Source organism: Legionella qingyii (assembly GCF_003184185.1).
In genome coordinates this window covers 43,846-61,735 of the sequence record NZ_QHJG01000007.1, presented here as the reverse complement: position 1 = coordinate 61,735, position 17,890 = coordinate 43,846, and the positions used below count along the sequence as shown (strand labels likewise).

Below are 17,890 nucleotides of genomic sequence, written 5' to 3'. Positions count from 1 at the left end.
GTTACACCAAAAAAAGAGAACGAATATTATCTGGGATAATGTGTTTCTTGAGGGATGTTTCGCCTAATGATGTAGACCCAGCCATACTCAAATGGCCTGTATCGAAATAAATCGGATTACCACCAAAATAAACCGAACAAGTATTTTTTTTACAGATCAATTGGCGTAATGAAAATGTTGAGACATTCTTATATTTTGAGGCTAATTGAACGATATATTTATTAATTTCATAGTCTTCTTTTAAAATAATTTGGCCCATTTTTTCACAGTCTAACCGAGGTATTTTTGTTGATTTTAATTCACAACTCTGGTCATACTTTGGAAATTTTGGAACATCCAATGCAATAATAACATTCTTTCCTGTACGAGATAACTCATCAATAAACACTTCCATATCTTTCTTATAGATAGAATCACCTTTGTTATAGTTAAGCCAAGATGCGCCGACAATAATAGTGTCATATTGCGAGATTATACCCTGGATTACTTTATGATAATTTTCACAAGATGCTTGTAAAGCGGGATTAACGTATCTTCTCGTATTTACAAAAAATGGGATGCAGGAAGAACGAGTAAAGTTTCTAATCCCTACTCTATAATGTTCAGCAAGAATTTTTAAGTAGCCAACATAATGAGCAGCATGTGAATCACCCCATAATAATATGCGAGGTTCTACGTTTGTAGGTCCTAAAATACAATTTACATCTTTTAGTTTTTCTGGTTTATCCTGACAATTATAAGGGTATGTATATGCAGGAGCCTTGAGAGCATTTATTGCCCTTGCTTTCAATATAAACTTATTAGCTGCACTTTGACTTATAAAACCACCAGTTGAATTGAAATAACATCCGGGGACAATAATAAGAATAAGTAATGCAGCACTAAATCCTGCTGCAGGTAAAATAAATCCTCTTTGATTATATCGAAATTTTGTTTCAATAAAATAGTATGAAAATATACTAAATATAGTTATTAAACCCAAACATATAAAGTATCCAAGCAAATCTAACTCTACGTAGGCGTATCGATAAAATGCCAAGATCGGCCAATGCCATAGATATAAGGAAAAGGAGAGTAACCCTATTGCAACTATTGGCTTGAGAGATAACAATTTGGTAAGCAGATTACTTCCATTTCCAGATATAATTAATAGCATAGAACCTAAAGTTGGTACTATTGAAATAAGACCTGGGAATCCTGTTTTTTCATTTAAGAAACAAAGAGACCAGACTATTAGTAAAAGACCGGAAATTGCAGTGATTTGATATACCCAAGAAGGAATTTTTTTATTTTCTAGTAAAATAGAGGCGGTACACAGACTTCCTCCAGCTAAAAATTCCCCCATTCTTGAGGGAAGCATGTAAAAAGCAAAAACAGAATCATTCTTAAGAGCAATCGCACTAATTACAAATGAAATACTGGCTAAAATTAAAGTTCCAATTCCAAGTAATTTTCCCCCTGTTCTATGCAATAGTACTAAAGTCAAAGGCCATATTAAATAAAACTGCTCCTCTACCCCCAAAGACCATAGATGGAGTAAAGGCAAAAGTTCTGATGAAGGGGCAAAATAACTGGTATCAAGAAATTTCCAATAATAAATATTCGTACTTGATAAAGAAGCAGCTATTGCGGCTTGACACAACTTCTTTATATCAGAAGGTAATAAGAAAATTATACCTACAAACAAAGTAAATAAAACAAGAAATAATGTTGCAGGAAAAATTCGTCGGGCTCTACGTGCATAAAAAGACGCAAACGAAAATCTTCCGTCTATCATTTGATTCTGTATTATTTTAGTAATTAAAAATCCTGAGATTACAAAAAAAATATCTACTCCAACAAATCCTCCTGGCAACCAAGTCTTATTAAAATGAAAAACAACTATAGATATAATAGCCAATGCTCTTAGACCATCTATATCAGGACGATAGCTGTTAGATAATTGAGGTTTGTATGAGTTTTGCACGGATTCCTCTTGGAACTCACTAGGTCTATGAATGTTTTAGGATTCTTTGCAGGAAGGTACGAAATTTCCCAAGATACCCTTATAACCTTATCTGCCTATTCGCTGGCTAATAAATCGATTTTTTTATTATCTATGAATTTATTATAATTTCATATATTAATATTTTTTTCCGTTATAAAATTCAGATTCAATCATATCATTCGCTTACAACTTTAATAAGGTATAGAGCTTAACAATGCTTTTTAAAAGCTATACCAAATGAGCAAATAGAAAAGCGACAAAATCGCTTCTTAATCTGCTCCATTTCATAGAATAGCTAAAGCACTTAGCTTCAGTATCATATCGCCAATCTTTAGCATGGGAAATCAATGGATAATTCATATGGCATATGAAGGAAATAATATGTGCAAAACAAATTATCTTAGATATTTAATATTCCGGGCAAAATAAAAATTTAAAGCATAAAAGTGAAGTAACATATTGAAATATAATGCCAGTCTGCATATTATCTGTTTTAAGTGAGTAGATATTAAAAAATCGCGCTGTTCTCTTCAAAAAACAAGTTACCCGTATTGGAATTGGATAATAACAAGCAGAGAGATTTATTATAGTAATGGAGTATAGTGGGTAATATGAGGATCTTATATTTTCATCAGCATTTTTCTACACCCAAAGGAACAACTGGCATTCGTTCCTATGAAATGGCGAGGCAACTTATTAAGCGTGGACATCAGGTAACTATGGTATGTGGTAGTTATGGTGCCGCCCAAACAGGACTTTCACAACCTTTTGTTCGAGGTTGCCGCAAAGGAACCGTTGATGGAATTAAAATTATTGAGTTTGATTTAGCCTACTCAAACAAGGATCGTTTTCTTACTCGTACGGGAATATTCTTTAAATTTGCATTCAGAAGTACGAGTTTGGTTTTCACTGAAAAATATGATTTGCTTTTTGCCACAACTACGCCTTTAACAGTAGGTATCCCTGGTATTTTTGCACGCTGGTTTCGTCGTAAGCCATTTGTATTTGAAGTGCGTGACTTATGGCCAGAATTGCCTAGAGCAATGGGAGTTATTCGTAATCGTTTTGTTTTGGGAGCTATGTCTGTACTGGAGTGGGCCTCTTACCGCTCAGCACATCGATTAATTGGTTTATCACCAGGTATTGTACAAGGCATTACAAAACATCGAGTTTCCAATGACACGGTTAAATTGATACCGAATGGCTGTGACCTCCATATTTTTTCAGAGCCAGTCTTAGAATGGCAACCACCTGGGGTAAATTCAGAAGACTTTCTTGCGGTGTATTCTGGAACTCATGGCATAGCTAATGGGCTTGATGCGGTGTTGGATGCTGCCATGGAGCTTAAACAACGAGGGCGAAATGATATTAAATTGCTCTTAATTGGCGATGGGAAATTAAAAGCCGAATTACAAAAACGAGCCATTAGAGAAGCGCTTGATAATATAATTTTCCATGCGCCAGTGGACAAGATAAAACTAGCCGGCCTGATGAAACGTGCTGATTTGGGCTTGCAAATTCTTGCGAATGTACCTGCTTTTTATTATGGCACCTCACCTAACAAATTTTTTGATTATATTGCAGCAGGTCTGCCTGTATTAAATAATTATCCTGGCTGGCTTGCTGAGTTGATTTATGAAAAAGATTGCGGTTTTGTTGTACCCCCTGAAAACCCAGTTGCTTTTGCTGATGCTTTAGAGACTGCGGCAACGAATCGAGTCCAACTAAAAGAAAAGGGCGAACGAGCTCGCCTCTTGGGAGAAAGCAATTTTGATCGCTCGATTTTAGCAGAAGATTTTGTTTCTTGGATTGAAAAAGCTTATGGGGGTTAATCGTATCTTTAATCTAGTGCTTTCTGCTTCCTTTATTAAAGGACCTACTTCCAGAGACATGTTATCCAATATTAGTTTCGGATATGAGATAATGGAATATTATCCTTGGAGGTTTTGGATAAACGCCTCGTAGTACAATAATTAAACATACTAATGGCCCCAGCAACCGCTAAAAGCATCGGAATGAAAAAGCTAAAATTGATCCCTGTAAACTCAATGACCAGGACAATTGCAGTGATTGGCATCTTTTGAGCCGCAGCAAGAAATGCTGCGCCACCAACAACGGCAAAAGCAGATATTGAGATACCTGGCCACAAATGGCTCCAAAGAATGCCTAGAATGACGGCCATTAACGCACCATTTGCAAGGGAGGGAGTTAATATTCCACCTGCGGCACCCGCTTGTATACTGGTACAAACAATTAAAAGCCTAAGTATTAATACAACTGCTGCAATACCTAGTCCTAACATATTCCCATCAAATCCTAACTGGGCTGCAGAGCGACCATTCCCTAATATCTCCGGAAAATAAATAGCTAATAAGCCGATAATAAAGAAATTGAATAGGCACGAGATGATGATTTTCCAATTTCTTGGTGCTCGACTTTGAGCTCTATTTGTAATCTCTTTAAACCAATAAGCAGAAAAACCAAAAATGGGACCAGCGAGAATAGCCCAAATAACTATTGAAGAATCAAGTATCAAAACAGGTATATGATACAGCGACTGATTACCAAGACCAATCCAGGATATAACCACTGCAATCGCAGAAGTAGTTATTGCGGGAATCACTGCAAACCATCGAAAAGTACCAAGTAGGACTTCTAAAGTAAACAGCGCCCCACCAAAAGGAACATTATAGACGGCAGCTAGCCCTGCTCCCGCGGCACAGGCCACCAGTACTTGACTCTCTTTAGGGCGCAACTTCATTTTATTGGTCAACCAACACGCAAATGTTGCCCCTAATTCCCGTGGAGCCACTTCGCGTCCCATAGGAGACCCCAAAGCAACTGTAATTATTTGCAGTAATACGTGCGCTATAGTGGTTTTTATAGGCATATAGGGTCTGGGTGATTTAATTGCATTAGCAATACTCACCAAAGGCCTGCCATAACGAAAAACAGCCCACCACCCCCAACCTGCAATGAGACCACACAGTAGAAGCGTAATCACCCTTCTTGAGGAAGATGAACCACTAACAACATCAAGAAAACGCTCATTTTCAATAATAGGAAATACAGTATGTTCATAGGCTAAGTGCTGGAGAAAATGCAATAACAAGGCTAAAAACATCCCACCAAAACCAGCAACAATTCCGATAACGATTGTGGCAAAAAAAAGACGATGCCATCGGGATGTTAATTGTTTGGTCATGAACTACTCCTTAATTCATAACGGGATCTGATTGTTTAACGTTCCTGCAACCTGCAATTGATGAGCAACAATACGTGCCAGGTAGTCAAATTCTATATTAACTTCTTGGCCATTTTTTAAGAAGCCCAGTGTTGTATGAAGTAATGTGTGTGGAACAAGCATTAATTTAATGCGTTGATTTGTCACCTCATTTATCGTTAAGCTTACCCCTTCAACAGTGATACTACCTTTAGGGATTAAATACAACATTGCATTTGCATCAAATCCACTTAACTCCACCTCAATAAATTCATTAAGATGTTTAACGGAATGAATTTGAGCAATGGCATCTACATGCCCGCTTACGTAATGACCACCAAAACGTGTCGATGCAAGCATGGCTCGTTCTAAATTGACTTCATCACCTATTCTGAGTCCCCCTAAAGTCGTTCTATGCAAAGTTTCTGGGGAAACATCAAAACTCAAGTTGCTGTGTTCCATTGGCAATAAAGTTAGGCAGACCCCATTTACAGCAATGCTTTCACCTGTTTGCAATTGTTTGAAGACCGATGAAATAATCAATCGATTTGCACCATCATGCTCGGTATTGCTAATCACGGTACCTTTACTTTCAATAATTCCGGTAAACATAGATTTCTCTCATTCCTGACTCAAATGTGTTCGCCGCTCTTGCATGGTTTCTGCACTATTAATCACCGTTTGCCGACAAATTTCCTGCATCACGGGAATCTCTTTCAGAGGTTTTCCTTCATGAATGGTATAGGCAATCAAAAAACTATCGCGCCATAGTTTTTCATTTCGTTTTTCCTTGGATTTCATCCATAAAGCAATCCATAAAAAGTGAAACTGCCATTTGTCGCGATGCAATTCCATTTCTTCAGAAAATACAGCCTCCATAGCTTCTTCCATGCGACACACCCTAATCCCCTCAACAAAACTACTGTTATGGTTAACGATTTTATCAACCAAAGGATTTTCCAAATACCAGGATTCAGTAAATGATTTGGTTTTGAGCCATGACTTTGAACGTCGCAAAGATTCGGAAATAGCCTCTTGAGTAAAAGGTGTAATTTGGATACTCAATTGTTCAAACAGATAATCTAAATCCAACTTCACAGGACGTAAGCGTATCCCCAATTGCTCTTGGATTTCTAAAAATTGGACATTCGGAATCTCGCCTTTTTCGATTGTTATCGCTAAAAAATGTTCTACCATCATTGTGAAATAAGCTAAATCCACTTCCCGCAAAGTTATATTTTCATCAAAAGCCTGATGGTAGTAATCCTTTACATCCTTTGATGAAAGCGAAGGCGTTATCCATGCATCTTTTAGACCTAACTCATACTTTAATAACAAACCACAAAGTCGGTTTTTCCTATTTTTACGAACATGTAGAAAAACACCCTGCGAGCCAGAACCATCTACTTCAGTAGCTCTAACGGTCATCTTGGCCACCTCAGGTTCTGGTGCGAATACCACTCCTTTTTTGCGTTGAATTTTTATCCAGGAATCAAAGAGGGCATAATAACTCTCAGGATACCAATATTTGATCGTCTTTAAGCGTGAAAGAGATATTGATGATAGAGTAACCATCTCCATAATTTGACTCAGCGTGTTCACAGCAACTTCGCGAACATCCGCTTTAGGATGTAATAAAATAAGTAAGGCAATATCTGCGCCTTCTTCAATGTTATATAAGTCAACCATGAGGTCGACAAAAAAATCAGCCGGCATTGCATAGCTTTGGGCGAAAAAATTTTCGGCGATTTCAAAAACATTAAGATCCGCTAATTCATGAATCAAGTCACGAATTGCATCGAGATGCGATATGGGTTCACCTTCTTGAATAGATTCTTCCTCATCACTGGCAAGTTCATAATAGGCATCTTTTAAAGCCTCCGTCAATTCGACGTGTGACTCATAAAAAGAATTTAATACAGGCAACCAAAAACTCAGTGTATGTTTGCGTAAATTGATCATTTCGGCTAAGTGATCCATCAACTGAACCAAGGTTTTTGCAGTGATCTTATTGTTGGATTCTGCCGCACCTTGCAACTGAGCAACACAAATATCCAAAGCAAAAACACAGGCAGAATATACTGAAAGTCCTTCATCCAGTTTTTCTTCTAAATTACCAATGATATCTATTATCTTAAATGCAAGTTCGGGTTGTTGGAAAAATAAAATATATAATTGGGGATCTGGCTCCGCATTTTGTTCAATTAGGGTAGCCATTTCAGTAAGTAAATGATACAACTCTGTCGAATTATTGGTCATATTTTTTTAGGTACCTGTCTTGCTTTGCCCTTTTCATCTATGGCAACAAAAACAAAAACACCTTCGGTGACTTGATAGGTTTCATTTTGAGTGGCAGGATGTGCCCATACCTCAACCCGGAACGTCATAGAGGTATTACCTTGTTTTACCAAAGTTACGTAACAACTCACAAGATCCCCCACATGGACTGGTTTTAAAAAACTCATAGAATGAATGGCAACGGTAACAACACGCCCCAATGCTAATCGTTTTGCCAATATTCCTGCAGCCAAATCCATTTGTGACACAATCCAACCACCAAAGATATCGCCATTGGCATTAGTATCTGCTGGCATTGCCAAAGTCTGGATAGCAAGCTCTCCTTGTGGAGTATAAGTCATGATTCACCTATGTTATACATGATGTAACGCAGCAGTATTATCATTAAATTAGCTTCTCCCTAGGGGTACTGCGATGAAGCTAAGAGAAAAACTGTCGTTCCCGCGAAACCGGGAACCCATTTCTAACAAGATACAGTGCTACTTAAAGAATAGATTCCCGCCTTCGCGGGAATGACAAAAATCCTTAACTTAATGGTAGTAATCCTTAGGGGAAGAAGGTACCTACGCACGGATGAGGACATTGGTTTCGGCCAATGAAACCTTCACCCTTGTCCCCACTGCCATGAAGCCAAGAAAAAAACTGTCGTTCCCGCGAAGGCGGGAACCCATTTCTAACAAAATGCAGTGCTACTTAAAGAATAGATCCCAGCTGCTTGGTAATGACAAAAATCCATAATTTAATGGTAGTGTCCCCTGCCCCTCGCCCATTCTAGGGAGGGGCTATGAACTTAATTCATCCCATACTTTTTAATTACGTTTTAATTTTGCCAATGCATCTGCCATTGCTGTATTAAACACAGTTTTTTTGGCTGGCTCAACTTTTTTAACCTCGGATTTTTTCTTATGCTCAGCTTTTTTTACTTGAGGTGGTCTTTTCACTTCAGATGCTTTTGCAACTTTTTTAACGGGCTGATTTGCAGGCTCGTCTTCCAATTTCATACTTAAACCAATACGTTTTCTTTCTTTATCCACTTCAATAACCTTGACCGTCACAATATCACCGGCCTTCACTACAGTACGTGGATCAGAAATAAATTTGTTGGTCATCGCTGAAATATGTACCAATCCATCCTGGTGTACACCAATATCCACAAAGGCACCAAAATTAGTCACATTACTCACAACTCCTTCCAGGATCATTCCTTCATGTAAATGTTCGATGTCTTCGACACCTTCCTTGAATTGTGCCGTTTTAAATTCAGGTCTTGGATCGCGACCTGGTTTTTCCAGTTCACGCAACACATCTCTGATTGTAGGTAAACCAAATTGTTCATCAACAAACTGTTCAGCATTCACACTGTGTAATAGTTCTTTATTACCGATCAGCTTCTTAATATCAATGTTCCTATTCTCAATGATTTTTTCTACCAGAGGGTAAGCTTCCGGGTGCACACAAGAGGCATCGAGTGGATTATCACCATTCATGATGCGTAAAAAACCTGCTGCTTGTTGGAACGCTTTTTCGCCCATGCGATGTACACTTTTTAATTCCATGCGGTTTTTAAATGCACCATGTTCATCACGATAAAGCACAATATTTTTAGCCAAAGCCTCATTAAGACCTGAAACATGAGATAACAGCGCAGCTGAAGCCGTGTTTACATCAACACCTATGGCATTCACGCAATCCTCTACAACACCATCAAGACTCCGAGCCAGGCGAGTTTGATTCACATCATGTTGATATTGTCCCACTCCAATAGATTTAGCTTCGATTTTGACCAATTCCGCAAGCGGATCCTGGAGACGTCGCGCAATAGAAACAGCCCCTCTTAACGTAACATCCAAATCTGGGAATTCTTGTGAAGCAATTTCTGAAGCTGAATAAACAGACGCGCCCGCTTCACTTACAATAACTTTGGTCAGTTTTAAATCAGGGTACATTTTTATTAATTCAGTGACCAAGCGTTCTGTTTCACGAGATCCTGTACCATTACCGATACTTATCAGATTAACCTGATATTTTGCTGCCAATTTAGCTAAATCAGTAATTGCCTGATGCCATTCATTTTGTGGCGCTAATGGGAAAATAACGGTGTAATCCAGCAATTTACCAGTTGCATCAACCACAACCACTTTAACTCCGGTTCTGATTCCAGGGTCAAGTCCAATAGTAATTTGTGGACCTGCAGGTGCGGCGAGTAATAAGTCACGTAAATTTCTGGAAAATACTTTTATTGCTTCTTCATCTGCAATTTCTCGTAAGCGAGTCAGCAACTCCAACTCTAACTTGGTAAATAATTTTACCTTCCAGGTCAGACGGACTGTTTCAAGCAACCAACTGTCAGCTTTTCTTTGTTGATCAACAATATTGAAATGAGCTGCTAATTTATTTTCACCATACGATAAATCATGTTCAGGTAAAATAAGGCTCACTTGCAAAACACTTTCTCGTCGGCCGCGGAATAACGCCAAAGCACGATGTGACGGGATTTTTTTAATTGCTTCAGAATAATCAAAGTAATCTGAAAACTTATTGACGGTTTCTTTTTTCTTAGAGCTTCCTGTTGATTTGACGATGCCGTGCTGCCACAAGTATTCACGTAGCTCATTAATCAAATCAGCATCTTCAGCAAAATGCTCCATTAATATGTGGCGTGCACCTTCTAATGCTGCTTTTGCATCCTCAACGCCTGCCTCAGGATTGATAAATTGAACAGCTTCTTCTTCGGGATCCAACATAGGATTTTTCCAAAGTGCCTGCGCAAGAGGCTCCAAGCCTGCTTCGATGGCAATTTGCGCTTTTGTACGACGCTTTGGTCTGAATGGCAAATATAAATCTTCAAGACGAGTTTTAGTGTCTGCTGCCAAAATGCTTTTTTCAAGTTCAGGAGTGAGTTTCTCTTGTTCGCGGATAGACTGTAAAACTACGGCTCGACGCTCATCCAATTCACGCAGATAAAGTACACGTTCATCAATAAAGCGTAATTGCACATCATCTAGTCCTTCGGTAGCTTCCTTGCGATAACGAGCAATGAAAGGAACTGTTGCCCCTTCATTAAGCAGACGAATGGCTGCTTCTGCCTGCGCTGGTTTAACTTTGAGTTCTTGCGCAATAATCGCAGCTAATCTCAACATCTCTTGAGTCATTTACATCCCCGTAAAACATAAAAAATATAACAATTGATTACTTCACCTTAGAAATATAAGGAAAATGTAACCTGGGTGTCGCAAAGCGCAACCCAGATTCGGTAATCCTATTCTTGAGTTACGCGCTGCTTTTGCCTACTATAAACTATAAGTTCTTATCTTAAGTTCTCTCTATATACATAGAGAAGAATGTCAAGGGTGATTAGTTAAAAAAACGCCACATTATTACTCAACAGTCACAGATTTGGCAAGATTACGTGGCTGATCCACATCAGTCCCTTTTACAACAGCAACATGATAAGCCAACAGTTGTAAAGGAATTGTATAAATAATGGGAGCCACCCATAAACCACAGCAAGGGACCTTAATCAAACGAGCCCCATTTGCTCGCCAACTTTGGGAGTCATCAACAAAAACAAACAACTGGCCACCCCGAGCACTCACTTCATGTAAATTGGATTTTAATTTGTCCAACAACTCATCGTTAGGGGCAACCGCAACAACAGGCATGTTTTCATCAACCAAAGCCAAAGGACCGTGTTTCAACTCTCCGGAGGGGTATGCCTCAGCATGAATATAAGAAATTTCCTTTAATTTCAACGCACCCTCTAGGGCTACTGGGTATTGAACACCGCGACCTAAAAATAAAGCATGTGCTTTATGTACAAACAGTGATGCCAGGTCTTCAACCTCTTCATTCATCTTTAATACACGTTCGCAACATGCAGGCAGCTCCTGCAATTGTTTTAATACTTCGTTTGCGCGATTATCATGACACAACGCTGCCGCTAACATCAAAAAAGCAGCCAACTGAGTTGTAAATGCCTTAGTAGATGCCACACCAATCTCAATTCCGGCGCGTGTTAGAAAAACACAATCAGCTTCTCTGACTAAGGTGCTTGTTGCAACATTACAAATCGCCAAGCTGGCCAAATATCCCTTCTCTTTTGCTTTTTGTAGTGCAGCAAGAGTATCTGCAGTCTCGCCTGACTGGGAAACGGTAATGAATAAAGTATCTTTAGGAACTACCACGTCACGATAACGATATTCACTGGCAATTTCAACTTGGGTTGGCAACCCAGCCAATGACTCTAACCAATATTTGGCAACTAGCCCGGCGTGGTAACTGGTGCCACAAGCAACAATATGGATTTGTTTCACCATAGGAAATATATGAGAGGCGCGTTCCCCAAAACTGGATCTAAGTACCTCCACACTATTAACACGACCTTCTAAAGTATCATTCAGTACCTTAGATTGTTCGAAGATTTCCTTGAGCATAAAATGCCGATAAGGACCTTTACTTACTGTCTCGGAATCACTCGTTAAGGGATGAAGGGGGCGCTCGACAAATGATTTGGAGGCGTCATAAATCGCGATACTTTTTGAGGTAATAACAGCGCTGTCGCCTTCCTCCAAATAAATTACTGATTGTGCGAAAGATTTTAACGCCAATCCATCAGAAGCAATAAAATTCTCACCGATTCCTATGCCGACAACGAGAGGGCTACCTTTACGAATAGCAATAAGTTCTTTGGGATTTTGTTGGTGGATAACACCTAAAGCGAAAGCCCCTTCCATTTCTGCGGCGGCGGTTTGTACTGCCTGGAGCAAATTTTCACTCTGAAGGTAATAGTAATGAATTAAATGAGCCGCCACTTCGGTATCAGTTTCGGAAGTAAACTGATACCCTTTCATTGCTAATTCACGACGCAATTGTTCATGATTTTCAATAATCCCATTGTGTACCAATGCAAGTTGTCCGTGGGATATATGGGGATGTGCATTTTGTTCTGAAGGCTTACCGTGGGTGGCCCATCGTGTATGGGCAATACCTGTATTACCAGCAATAGCTGTTTCTTGCATCGCATCAGCTAAATTTTGTACCTTACCCTGGATCCTTACACGATTTAAACGTTTGTCATTATCAATTACTGCAATACCAGCAGAATCATAACCTCTATACTCTAGACGACGTAACCCTTCCAGTAAAATTTTACTGATGTCCCTTTCAGATACAGCTCCAATAATCCCACACATAACCTGCTCCTCGCTTCAACAACCGCACATGAACGACTTATCAATAAAAAAAGGGCAATTATGCCATAAACATTTATAAATCACTAACATGTTCCGTACAGAAAACTCACTCCAGAGGACGATGTTTCATAGTTAATCCTCTAAAGATTTAAAGATTAAAATTATAGGCTCAGTGAAATCACAGTCGCATCCGGGAATTCTACAAAAAGAAAACCCGGGTTAATGGCTGCGCCTTCACCCAGGCCACGCTAGAAAAAACGCTTAACGACTCACAACTTTTTTACTCTATAGGATTTTTACACGCTACATCATATCCGTGGTCCTTCATGGCCTTGCACACTTCAAAAGCAAGCAACCCATGAGCACGAGTACTTGGATGAATTTCATCCCAGAATAAATAACTTTCAGGAGTATCACATACTTGATAGTTTTTGTCTCCTGCAGCAAAGCTTGCGTCCCTATATTGGAGTACTTGCGCATAGCGTAATACGTAGTTATTAGCAAATGGCGAGCTGCGGAATGCATCATACATAGGAAGCTTCACATCAATACACGCTTCCGTAGTATTAGTAAATCCATAATTTTCCGGATTTTTTAAAGCACGTCCCAGGTAGTCGCCCATGTCGATGTAGAGGAAATTTGAATCGGGATAAATTTTTGCCCATTCTTGCATGCGATTTCGAAGTCGCTCATTGTGCATATCAATGGCGTTATTCAAAACTTCTCTATCGGTGGTTTGCACCATGCGGGGGGTATCGCCTATATGAGGCAGTCCCATAATAACAAAACGACGCGCACCGGCTTGCATTAATTTCATAACAGCAGAGCCCGCACCAGATAAGACGTTATCAACATAGGTACTCATTACTTCGGTGTTGTAATTGTCTTCAAAGAACAAGACATTGATGTAATCATTACTGCCTGAGAAAATAAAAAATACCGTTTCATCGCTTAAGGCTGGATGCTCCAGCAAATAAGCTTGGACAGTTAACCCAAGACTGGGTGGAACCAACTTGCCTACAATCAGATTTTTGATTGTTCCTAATGGATGACGTATCAAATTCCATACCGTTAACTGATAATCATAAGTTGCAGTCCAGCTCCCCCCAAATGCACGATTTAAGTAAACTTCTTCATCATCTGGAGAAATGGATATCATTTTTGCTAAATATTCATTCCATACTTGGCCATTGGAGAAGCGTGCATTCCAATAAGGTTTACCGGGTAATACAGGTACCAATTTGATTTTACTTACCAAATTAGCAACATAAGGTCCTAATTGATTATCAAAAAAATCAGTAACAATGGCGATCCCTGAATCCAAAACCATTTGTGGCACATAATATTCTTCAGCAAACTCAACCATCTTGTTGAGCACGAATGTTTTAAAAGGTGCTACTAAAAAAGCAGGATCTTCTTCCTGACGCAAACTTTTAAGTAAATGAGTAGTATTCCCTGTATCAGACAAACTGTCGCCAAAAACAACCATCGATTTTACTGGAGTAGCAGCGAAACTCATAAATGGAACAAATAAACAAGCGATTAGGAACCACCGCAACTTCCGAATGTAATAGGCCATATTATCTCCTTATAAAAAGCCAGCGGAATCAAAGCACAGATAGCTTTAGTATATAACAGTATGATCGCTGGTTAGTTTTTGTCAACGCATTTAGTTAATTTTGCTTAATATTTAAACGTAGACGGGGGTGCATTGAATTCAAGCCTATTGATTAAATTCTGTGTAAATGTTAATTTTTGCCAAATATTTTTGTTTATATTTCTAGGTAGTACAATGAAAAAAATCGTGATTGCTTCATTTTATAAATTTGTTCCCTTGGATAATTTTGAAATGATGCGACAGCCTTTGCTTACGCAAATGCATGAAATCAAAATCAAAGGAACTATTATATTAGCCGCTGAAGGAATTAATGGAAGTTTTGCTGGTACGCGTGAGCAAATGGATCTATTTTATCAATTCATCCGCCAAGATGAGCGGTTAGCTGACTTAAAATTTAAAGAAACTTTTGATGATGAAAACCCATTCGAAAAATCCAAGGTCAAACTTCGCAAAGAAATTGTCACTATGGGTATAAACAACGTTGACCCATTGAAAATAGTGGGAACTTATCTTAGTCCTCAAGAATGGAATGAATTAATTAAAGATCCTGACGTCGTGTTAATCGATACCCGTAATGATTATGAATTTGAACTGGGCACATTCAAAAATGCGATTAATCCCACTACAGAAAACTTTAGAGATTTTCCGCAATACGTGCACGAGCAGCTTCTCGATAAAAAAGATAAAAAAATTGCAATGTTTTGCACAGGCGGAATACGCTGTGAAAAATCGACCGCTTATTTAAAAGATTTAGGCTTTGAAAATGTTTATCATTTGCACGATGGCATTCTCAATTATATTGAACAAATGCCTAAGGAAGAATCGCTCTGGGAAGGACAATGCTTTGTTTTTGATAACCGCGTCGCGGTTGATGATCAATTAAATCGGGTTTATCCTCAATTACCACTGGATTACAAACACGATCGTAATAAAGAATAAATATGACAAATAAAAAACAATCCGATTCAACTATTGTGTTGAATCGAAAAGCCGGCTTTAATTATTTTATTGAGGATCAATATGAGGCCGGCCTGGTGCTTGAAGGCTGGGAAGTCAAAAGCTTGCGTGCGGGGAAAATAAATTTGTCGGATGCTCATATCATTATCAAAAACAGCGAAGCCTTTTTGCTTGGAGCCCAGATTCAACCACTCATAACCGCCTCGACCCATTCTATTCCTGACCCAATACGTACACGCAAGTTATTATTAAATAAAAAAGAACTCAATCAACTGATTGGGAGTGTTGAACGGCAAGGTTATACCATAGTGCCACTTTCTTTATATTGGAAAAAAAATAAGATAAAGATAAAAATAGCCTTAGCTAAAGGTAAAAAGGAACATGATAAGCGCGACACCATTAAGGATCGTGAATGGGAAAGAGACCGTTCCCGTATAATGAAAAAAGCAGGGAGAGATTAATGAATGTAGATGAATTGGTACCCGATTTTGCATTCGCAGCAACAAGTGGGCTCAATGCTCATCTAAGTGATTATCGAGGAACATATGTAATCCTTTATTTTTATCCTAAAGATGCAACCCCAGGATGTACTACAGAAGGACAAGATTTCCGCGATGCATATCCTCAGTTTCAGGCATTAAACGCCCAAATATTTGGAATTTCCCGGGACAGCTTGAAATCGCATGAGAATTTTAAAGCAAAACAAAATTTTCCTTTCGAACTCATTAGCGATCATGATGAACAATTATGCCAATTGTTTGATGTGATAAAAATGAAATCCATGTATGGTAAACAAGTCCGTGGTATTGAACGCAGTACATTTATCATTGATCCGCAGGGAAAACTAATCAAAGAATGGCGCAAAGTGAGCGTTAAAGGACATATAGCCGAAGTACTTAACGCACTAAAATAATTTAGTATCTATTCACCACATTTTGAATGCTTTAGAGGAAAAGTCAGATTTGAGTGTACGATGCACCAAAAATGGCTTTCCGATGAACATGATGAATAGTTACATCAATTTTATCCTTGACTGAATCTCATCCCCTAAGCAGAATGAAGGATGCAATCAAATAATTTTAGGGTTATGGCTTGTCTCATTACCATTAAGTTAAGAAGCGAAGAATCTTGTAGGATAAGGGCAAAGTTATTAACTTAATGACAGTGAAACTGCCTTCACCCAGGCTACACGTTTTAATCACAAGGTGAATTTATGGATAATAGCAATACCCATCGGAAGCTGTTTGTACTTGATACCAATATTTTAATGCATGATCCTACAGCCATCTATCATTTTGAAGAGCATGACATCTATTTGCCCATGGTCGTTCTGGAAGAATTAGACAGTCATAAAACCGGTACATCGGAAGTAGCACGCAACGTCCGCCAAACCAACCGTATGTTGGTAGAGCTCATGAGTAATGCATCACATGAACAAATCGTATCCGGATTGGCTATACCCAATTATCTTAATTCAAATAAGAAAAAGTGCAGCGGAAAGCTATTTTTCCAAACAGATGAATTCGACCAGGTAGTCCCATCTACACTTCCTGGGCATAAAGTTGATAATACAATTCTTGCAACCGCCCTAGGTCTACAAAAAAAGTATGCCGGAAAAACGCAGGTAATTATTGTGTCAAAGGACATTAACTTGCGTATCAAAGCAGGAATACTTGGCATTCTTGCTGAAGATTATTACAGCGATCAGGTACTTGATGATGTCAATCTCTTGCACAGAGGACTACATATTCTTGATAAGAATTTCTGGGATACGCATGCTAAAGATATGGGGTCATGGCAAGAAAGTGGCAAGACTTTTTATAAAGTAGCGGGGCCATTAATCAGTCAATGGAATCCTAATGATTGCATCAGTACAGAAGATGATCAATTTCAAGCTATCGTGAAAAAGCTTGAACGTGACCATGCGGTGATTCAGTTAATTCGTGATTACACCAAACATTCCGTATGGGGAATTCATGCTAAAAATCGCGAGCAAAACTTTACCCTGAACTTGCTCATGGATCCTGATATTGATTTTGTAAGCTTACAAGGCCCCGCCGGAACCGGAAAAACCTTACTCACCATTGCTGCAGGCCTAACTCAGGTACTCGATCAAAACCGTTACACCGAAATTCTTATGACGCGCGTGACCATTCCTGTAGGCGAGGATATAGGCTTCCTACCTGGAACCGAAGAAGAAAAAATGACACCGTGGATGGGCGCTTTAATGGATAACCTCGAAGTTCTGCACAGTTCACAGGTAGGTGGTAGTTTTGGACGTGGCGCAACTCAAGATTTATTACAAAACAAAATTAAAATTCGCTCCTTGAACTTCATGCGAGGCCGTACTTTTTTAAATCGCTACATTATCATTGATGAAGCACAGAACCTAACTCCTAAGCAAATAAAAACATTGGTCACACGTGCTGGTCCAGGATCGAAAATTATTTGTCTTGGGGATATTAAACAAATAGATACCCCCTATCTGAGTGAAACAACTTCCGGTCTAACTTTTGCGGTAGATCGATTTAAACACTGGGAACACAGTGCACACATGAGTTTAACTCGTGGGGAGCGCTCAAGACTTGCATTTTATGCTGCGGAGCATTTATAGT

13 protein-coding genes are annotated in these 17,890 nt (G+C 39.0%); 5 read left to right on the top strand and 8 right to left on the bottom strand.

The features are described 5' to 3' along the window. Position 1: 1 nt before the first annotated feature. Positions 2-1,966, bottom strand: a complete 1,965-nt coding sequence (locus DGG96_RS05570) for an acyltransferase family protein (RefSeq protein WP_158618869.1) — start codon at positions 1,964-1,966, stop codon at positions 2-4. A gap of 632 nt (positions 1,967-2,598) precedes the next feature. Between DGG96_RS05570 and DGG96_RS05565 the strand changes: the two genes are divergently transcribed. Beyond that, a complete protein-coding gene (locus DGG96_RS05565; protein WP_110141970.1) occupies positions 2,599-3,819 on the top strand; it encodes a glycosyltransferase family 4 protein in 1,221 nt (406 codons plus the stop codon). A gap of 71 nt (positions 3,820-3,890) precedes the next feature. Here DGG96_RS05565 and DGG96_RS05560 read toward each other — a convergent pair whose 3' ends face one another. The 7 genes from DGG96_RS05560 to plaC all read right to left on the bottom strand — a co-directional run bounded on the left by DGG96_RS05560 (position 3,891) and on the right by plaC (position 14,279). Then, the gene (locus DGG96_RS05560; RefSeq protein WP_110141969.1) at positions 3,891-5,192 is read right to left on the bottom strand and encodes a chloride channel protein; all 1,302 of its coding nucleotides are present in this window, start codon (positions 5,190-5,192) and stop codon (positions 3,891-3,893) included. Positions 5,193-5,207: 15 nt separating this feature from the next. Continuing rightward, on the bottom strand, positions 5,208-5,822 hold the full coding sequence (locus DGG96_RS05555; protein WP_110141968.1) for a riboflavin synthase: 615 nt from the start codon (positions 5,820-5,822) through the stop codon (positions 5,208-5,210). A gap of 9 nt (positions 5,823-5,831) precedes the next feature. Continuing rightward, the gene (locus DGG96_RS05550; RefSeq protein WP_110141967.1) at positions 5,832-7,469 is read right to left on the bottom strand and encodes a hypothetical protein; all 1,638 of its coding nucleotides are present in this window, start codon (positions 7,467-7,469) and stop codon (positions 5,832-5,834) included. Continuing rightward, positions 7,466-7,849, bottom strand: a complete 384-nt coding sequence (gene yciA, locus DGG96_RS05545) for an acyl-CoA thioester hydrolase YciA (RefSeq protein ID WP_110141966.1) — start codon at positions 7,847-7,849, stop codon at positions 7,466-7,468. Before yciA ends, DGG96_RS05550 begins: the two co-directional genes overlap by 4 nt. Positions 7,850-8,317: 468 nt before the next feature. Continuing rightward, positions 8,318-10,660 (bottom strand): Tex family protein, encoded by a 2,343-nt coding sequence (locus tag DGG96_RS05540; protein ID WP_110141965.1) that lies wholly within the window; start codon positions 10,658-10,660, stop codon positions 8,318-8,320. A 225-nt stretch (positions 10,661-10,885) separates the two neighbouring features. Further along, positions 10,886-12,700, bottom strand: coding sequence for a glutamine--fructose-6-phosphate transaminase (isomerizing) (glmS, locus tag DGG96_RS05535; RefSeq protein ID WP_110141964.1), 1,815 nt, complete (start codon positions 12,698-12,700; stop codon positions 10,886-10,888). 280 nt (positions 12,701-12,980) lie between these two features. Beyond that, entirely contained in the window at positions 12,981-14,279 is a 1,299-nt protein-coding gene (gene plaC, locus DGG96_RS05530; protein ID WP_110141963.1) for a lysophospholipase/glycerophospholipid:cholesterol acyltransferase PlaC, read from the bottom strand. A gap of 213 nt (positions 14,280-14,492) precedes the next feature. Here plaC and trhO point away from each other — a divergent pair, with 213 nt between their 5' ends. From trhO to DGG96_RS05510, 4 genes are all read left to right on the top strand, one after another. Further along, positions 14,493-15,257 (top strand): oxygen-dependent tRNA uridine(34) hydroxylase TrhO, encoded by a 765-nt coding sequence (gene trhO, locus DGG96_RS05525; protein ID WP_110141962.1) that lies wholly within the window; start codon positions 14,493-14,495, stop codon positions 15,255-15,257. A 2-nt stretch (positions 15,258-15,259) separates the two neighbouring features. Then, the gene (gene smpB / locus DGG96_RS05520) at positions 15,260-15,736 is read left to right on the top strand and encodes an SsrA-binding protein SmpB (RefSeq protein ID WP_110141961.1); all 477 of its coding nucleotides are present in this window, start codon (positions 15,260-15,262) and stop codon (positions 15,734-15,736) included. Beyond that, on the top strand, positions 15,736-16,188 hold the full coding sequence (locus DGG96_RS05515) for a peroxiredoxin (protein WP_110141960.1): 453 nt from the start codon (positions 15,736-15,738) through the stop codon (positions 16,186-16,188). The genes smpB and DGG96_RS05515 overlap by 1 nt, the downstream gene beginning before the upstream one ends. A 300-nt stretch (positions 16,189-16,488) precedes the next feature. Further along, positions 16,489-17,889, top strand: coding sequence for a PhoH family protein (locus DGG96_RS05510; RefSeq protein WP_110141959.1), 1,401 nt, complete (start codon positions 16,489-16,491; stop codon positions 17,887-17,889). The last annotated feature ends 1 nt before the right edge of the window (position 17,890 follow it).

Bases quoted from the DNA above. Each gene is read 5' to 3' on its own strand.
- DGG96_RS05565 (WP_110141970.1), top strand. From the start codon at position 2,599: ATGAGGATCTTATATTTTCATCAGCATTTTTCTACACCCAAAGGAACA.
- DGG96_RS05560 (WP_110141969.1), bottom strand. From the start codon at position 5,192: ATGACCAAACAATTAACATCCCGATGGCATCGTCTTTTTTTTGCCACA.
- DGG96_RS05555 (WP_110141968.1), bottom strand. From the start codon at position 5,822: ATGTTTACCGGAATTATTGAAAGTAAAGGTACCGTGATTAGCAATACC.
- DGG96_RS05550 (WP_110141967.1), bottom strand. From the start codon at position 7,469: ATGACCAATAATTCGACAGAGTTGTATCATTTACTTACTGAAATGGCT.
- yciA (WP_110141966.1), bottom strand. From the start codon at position 7,849: ATGACTTATACTCCACAAGGAGAGCTTGCTATCCAGACTTTGGCAATG.
- DGG96_RS05540 (WP_110141965.1), bottom strand. From the start codon at position 10,660: ATGACTCAAGAGATGTTGAGATTAGCTGCGATTATTGCGCAAGAACTC.
- glmS (WP_110141964.1), bottom strand. From the start codon at position 12,700: ATGTGTGGGATTATTGGAGCTGTATCTGAAAGGGACATCAGTAAAATT.
- plaC (WP_110141963.1), bottom strand. From the start codon at position 14,279: ATGGCCTATTACATTCGGAAGTTGCGGTGGTTCCTAATCGCTTGTTTA.
- trhO (WP_110141962.1), top strand. From the start codon at position 14,493: ATGAAAAAAATCGTGATTGCTTCATTTTATAAATTTGTTCCCTTGGAT.
- smpB (WP_110141961.1), top strand. From the start codon at position 15,260: ATGACAAATAAAAAACAATCCGATTCAACTATTGTGTTGAATCGAAAA.
- DGG96_RS05515 (WP_110141960.1), top strand. From the start codon at position 15,736: ATGAATGTAGATGAATTGGTACCCGATTTTGCATTCGCAGCAACAAGT.
- DGG96_RS05510 (WP_110141959.1), top strand. From the start codon at position 16,489: ATGGATAATAGCAATACCCATCGGAAGCTGTTTGTACTTGATACCAAT.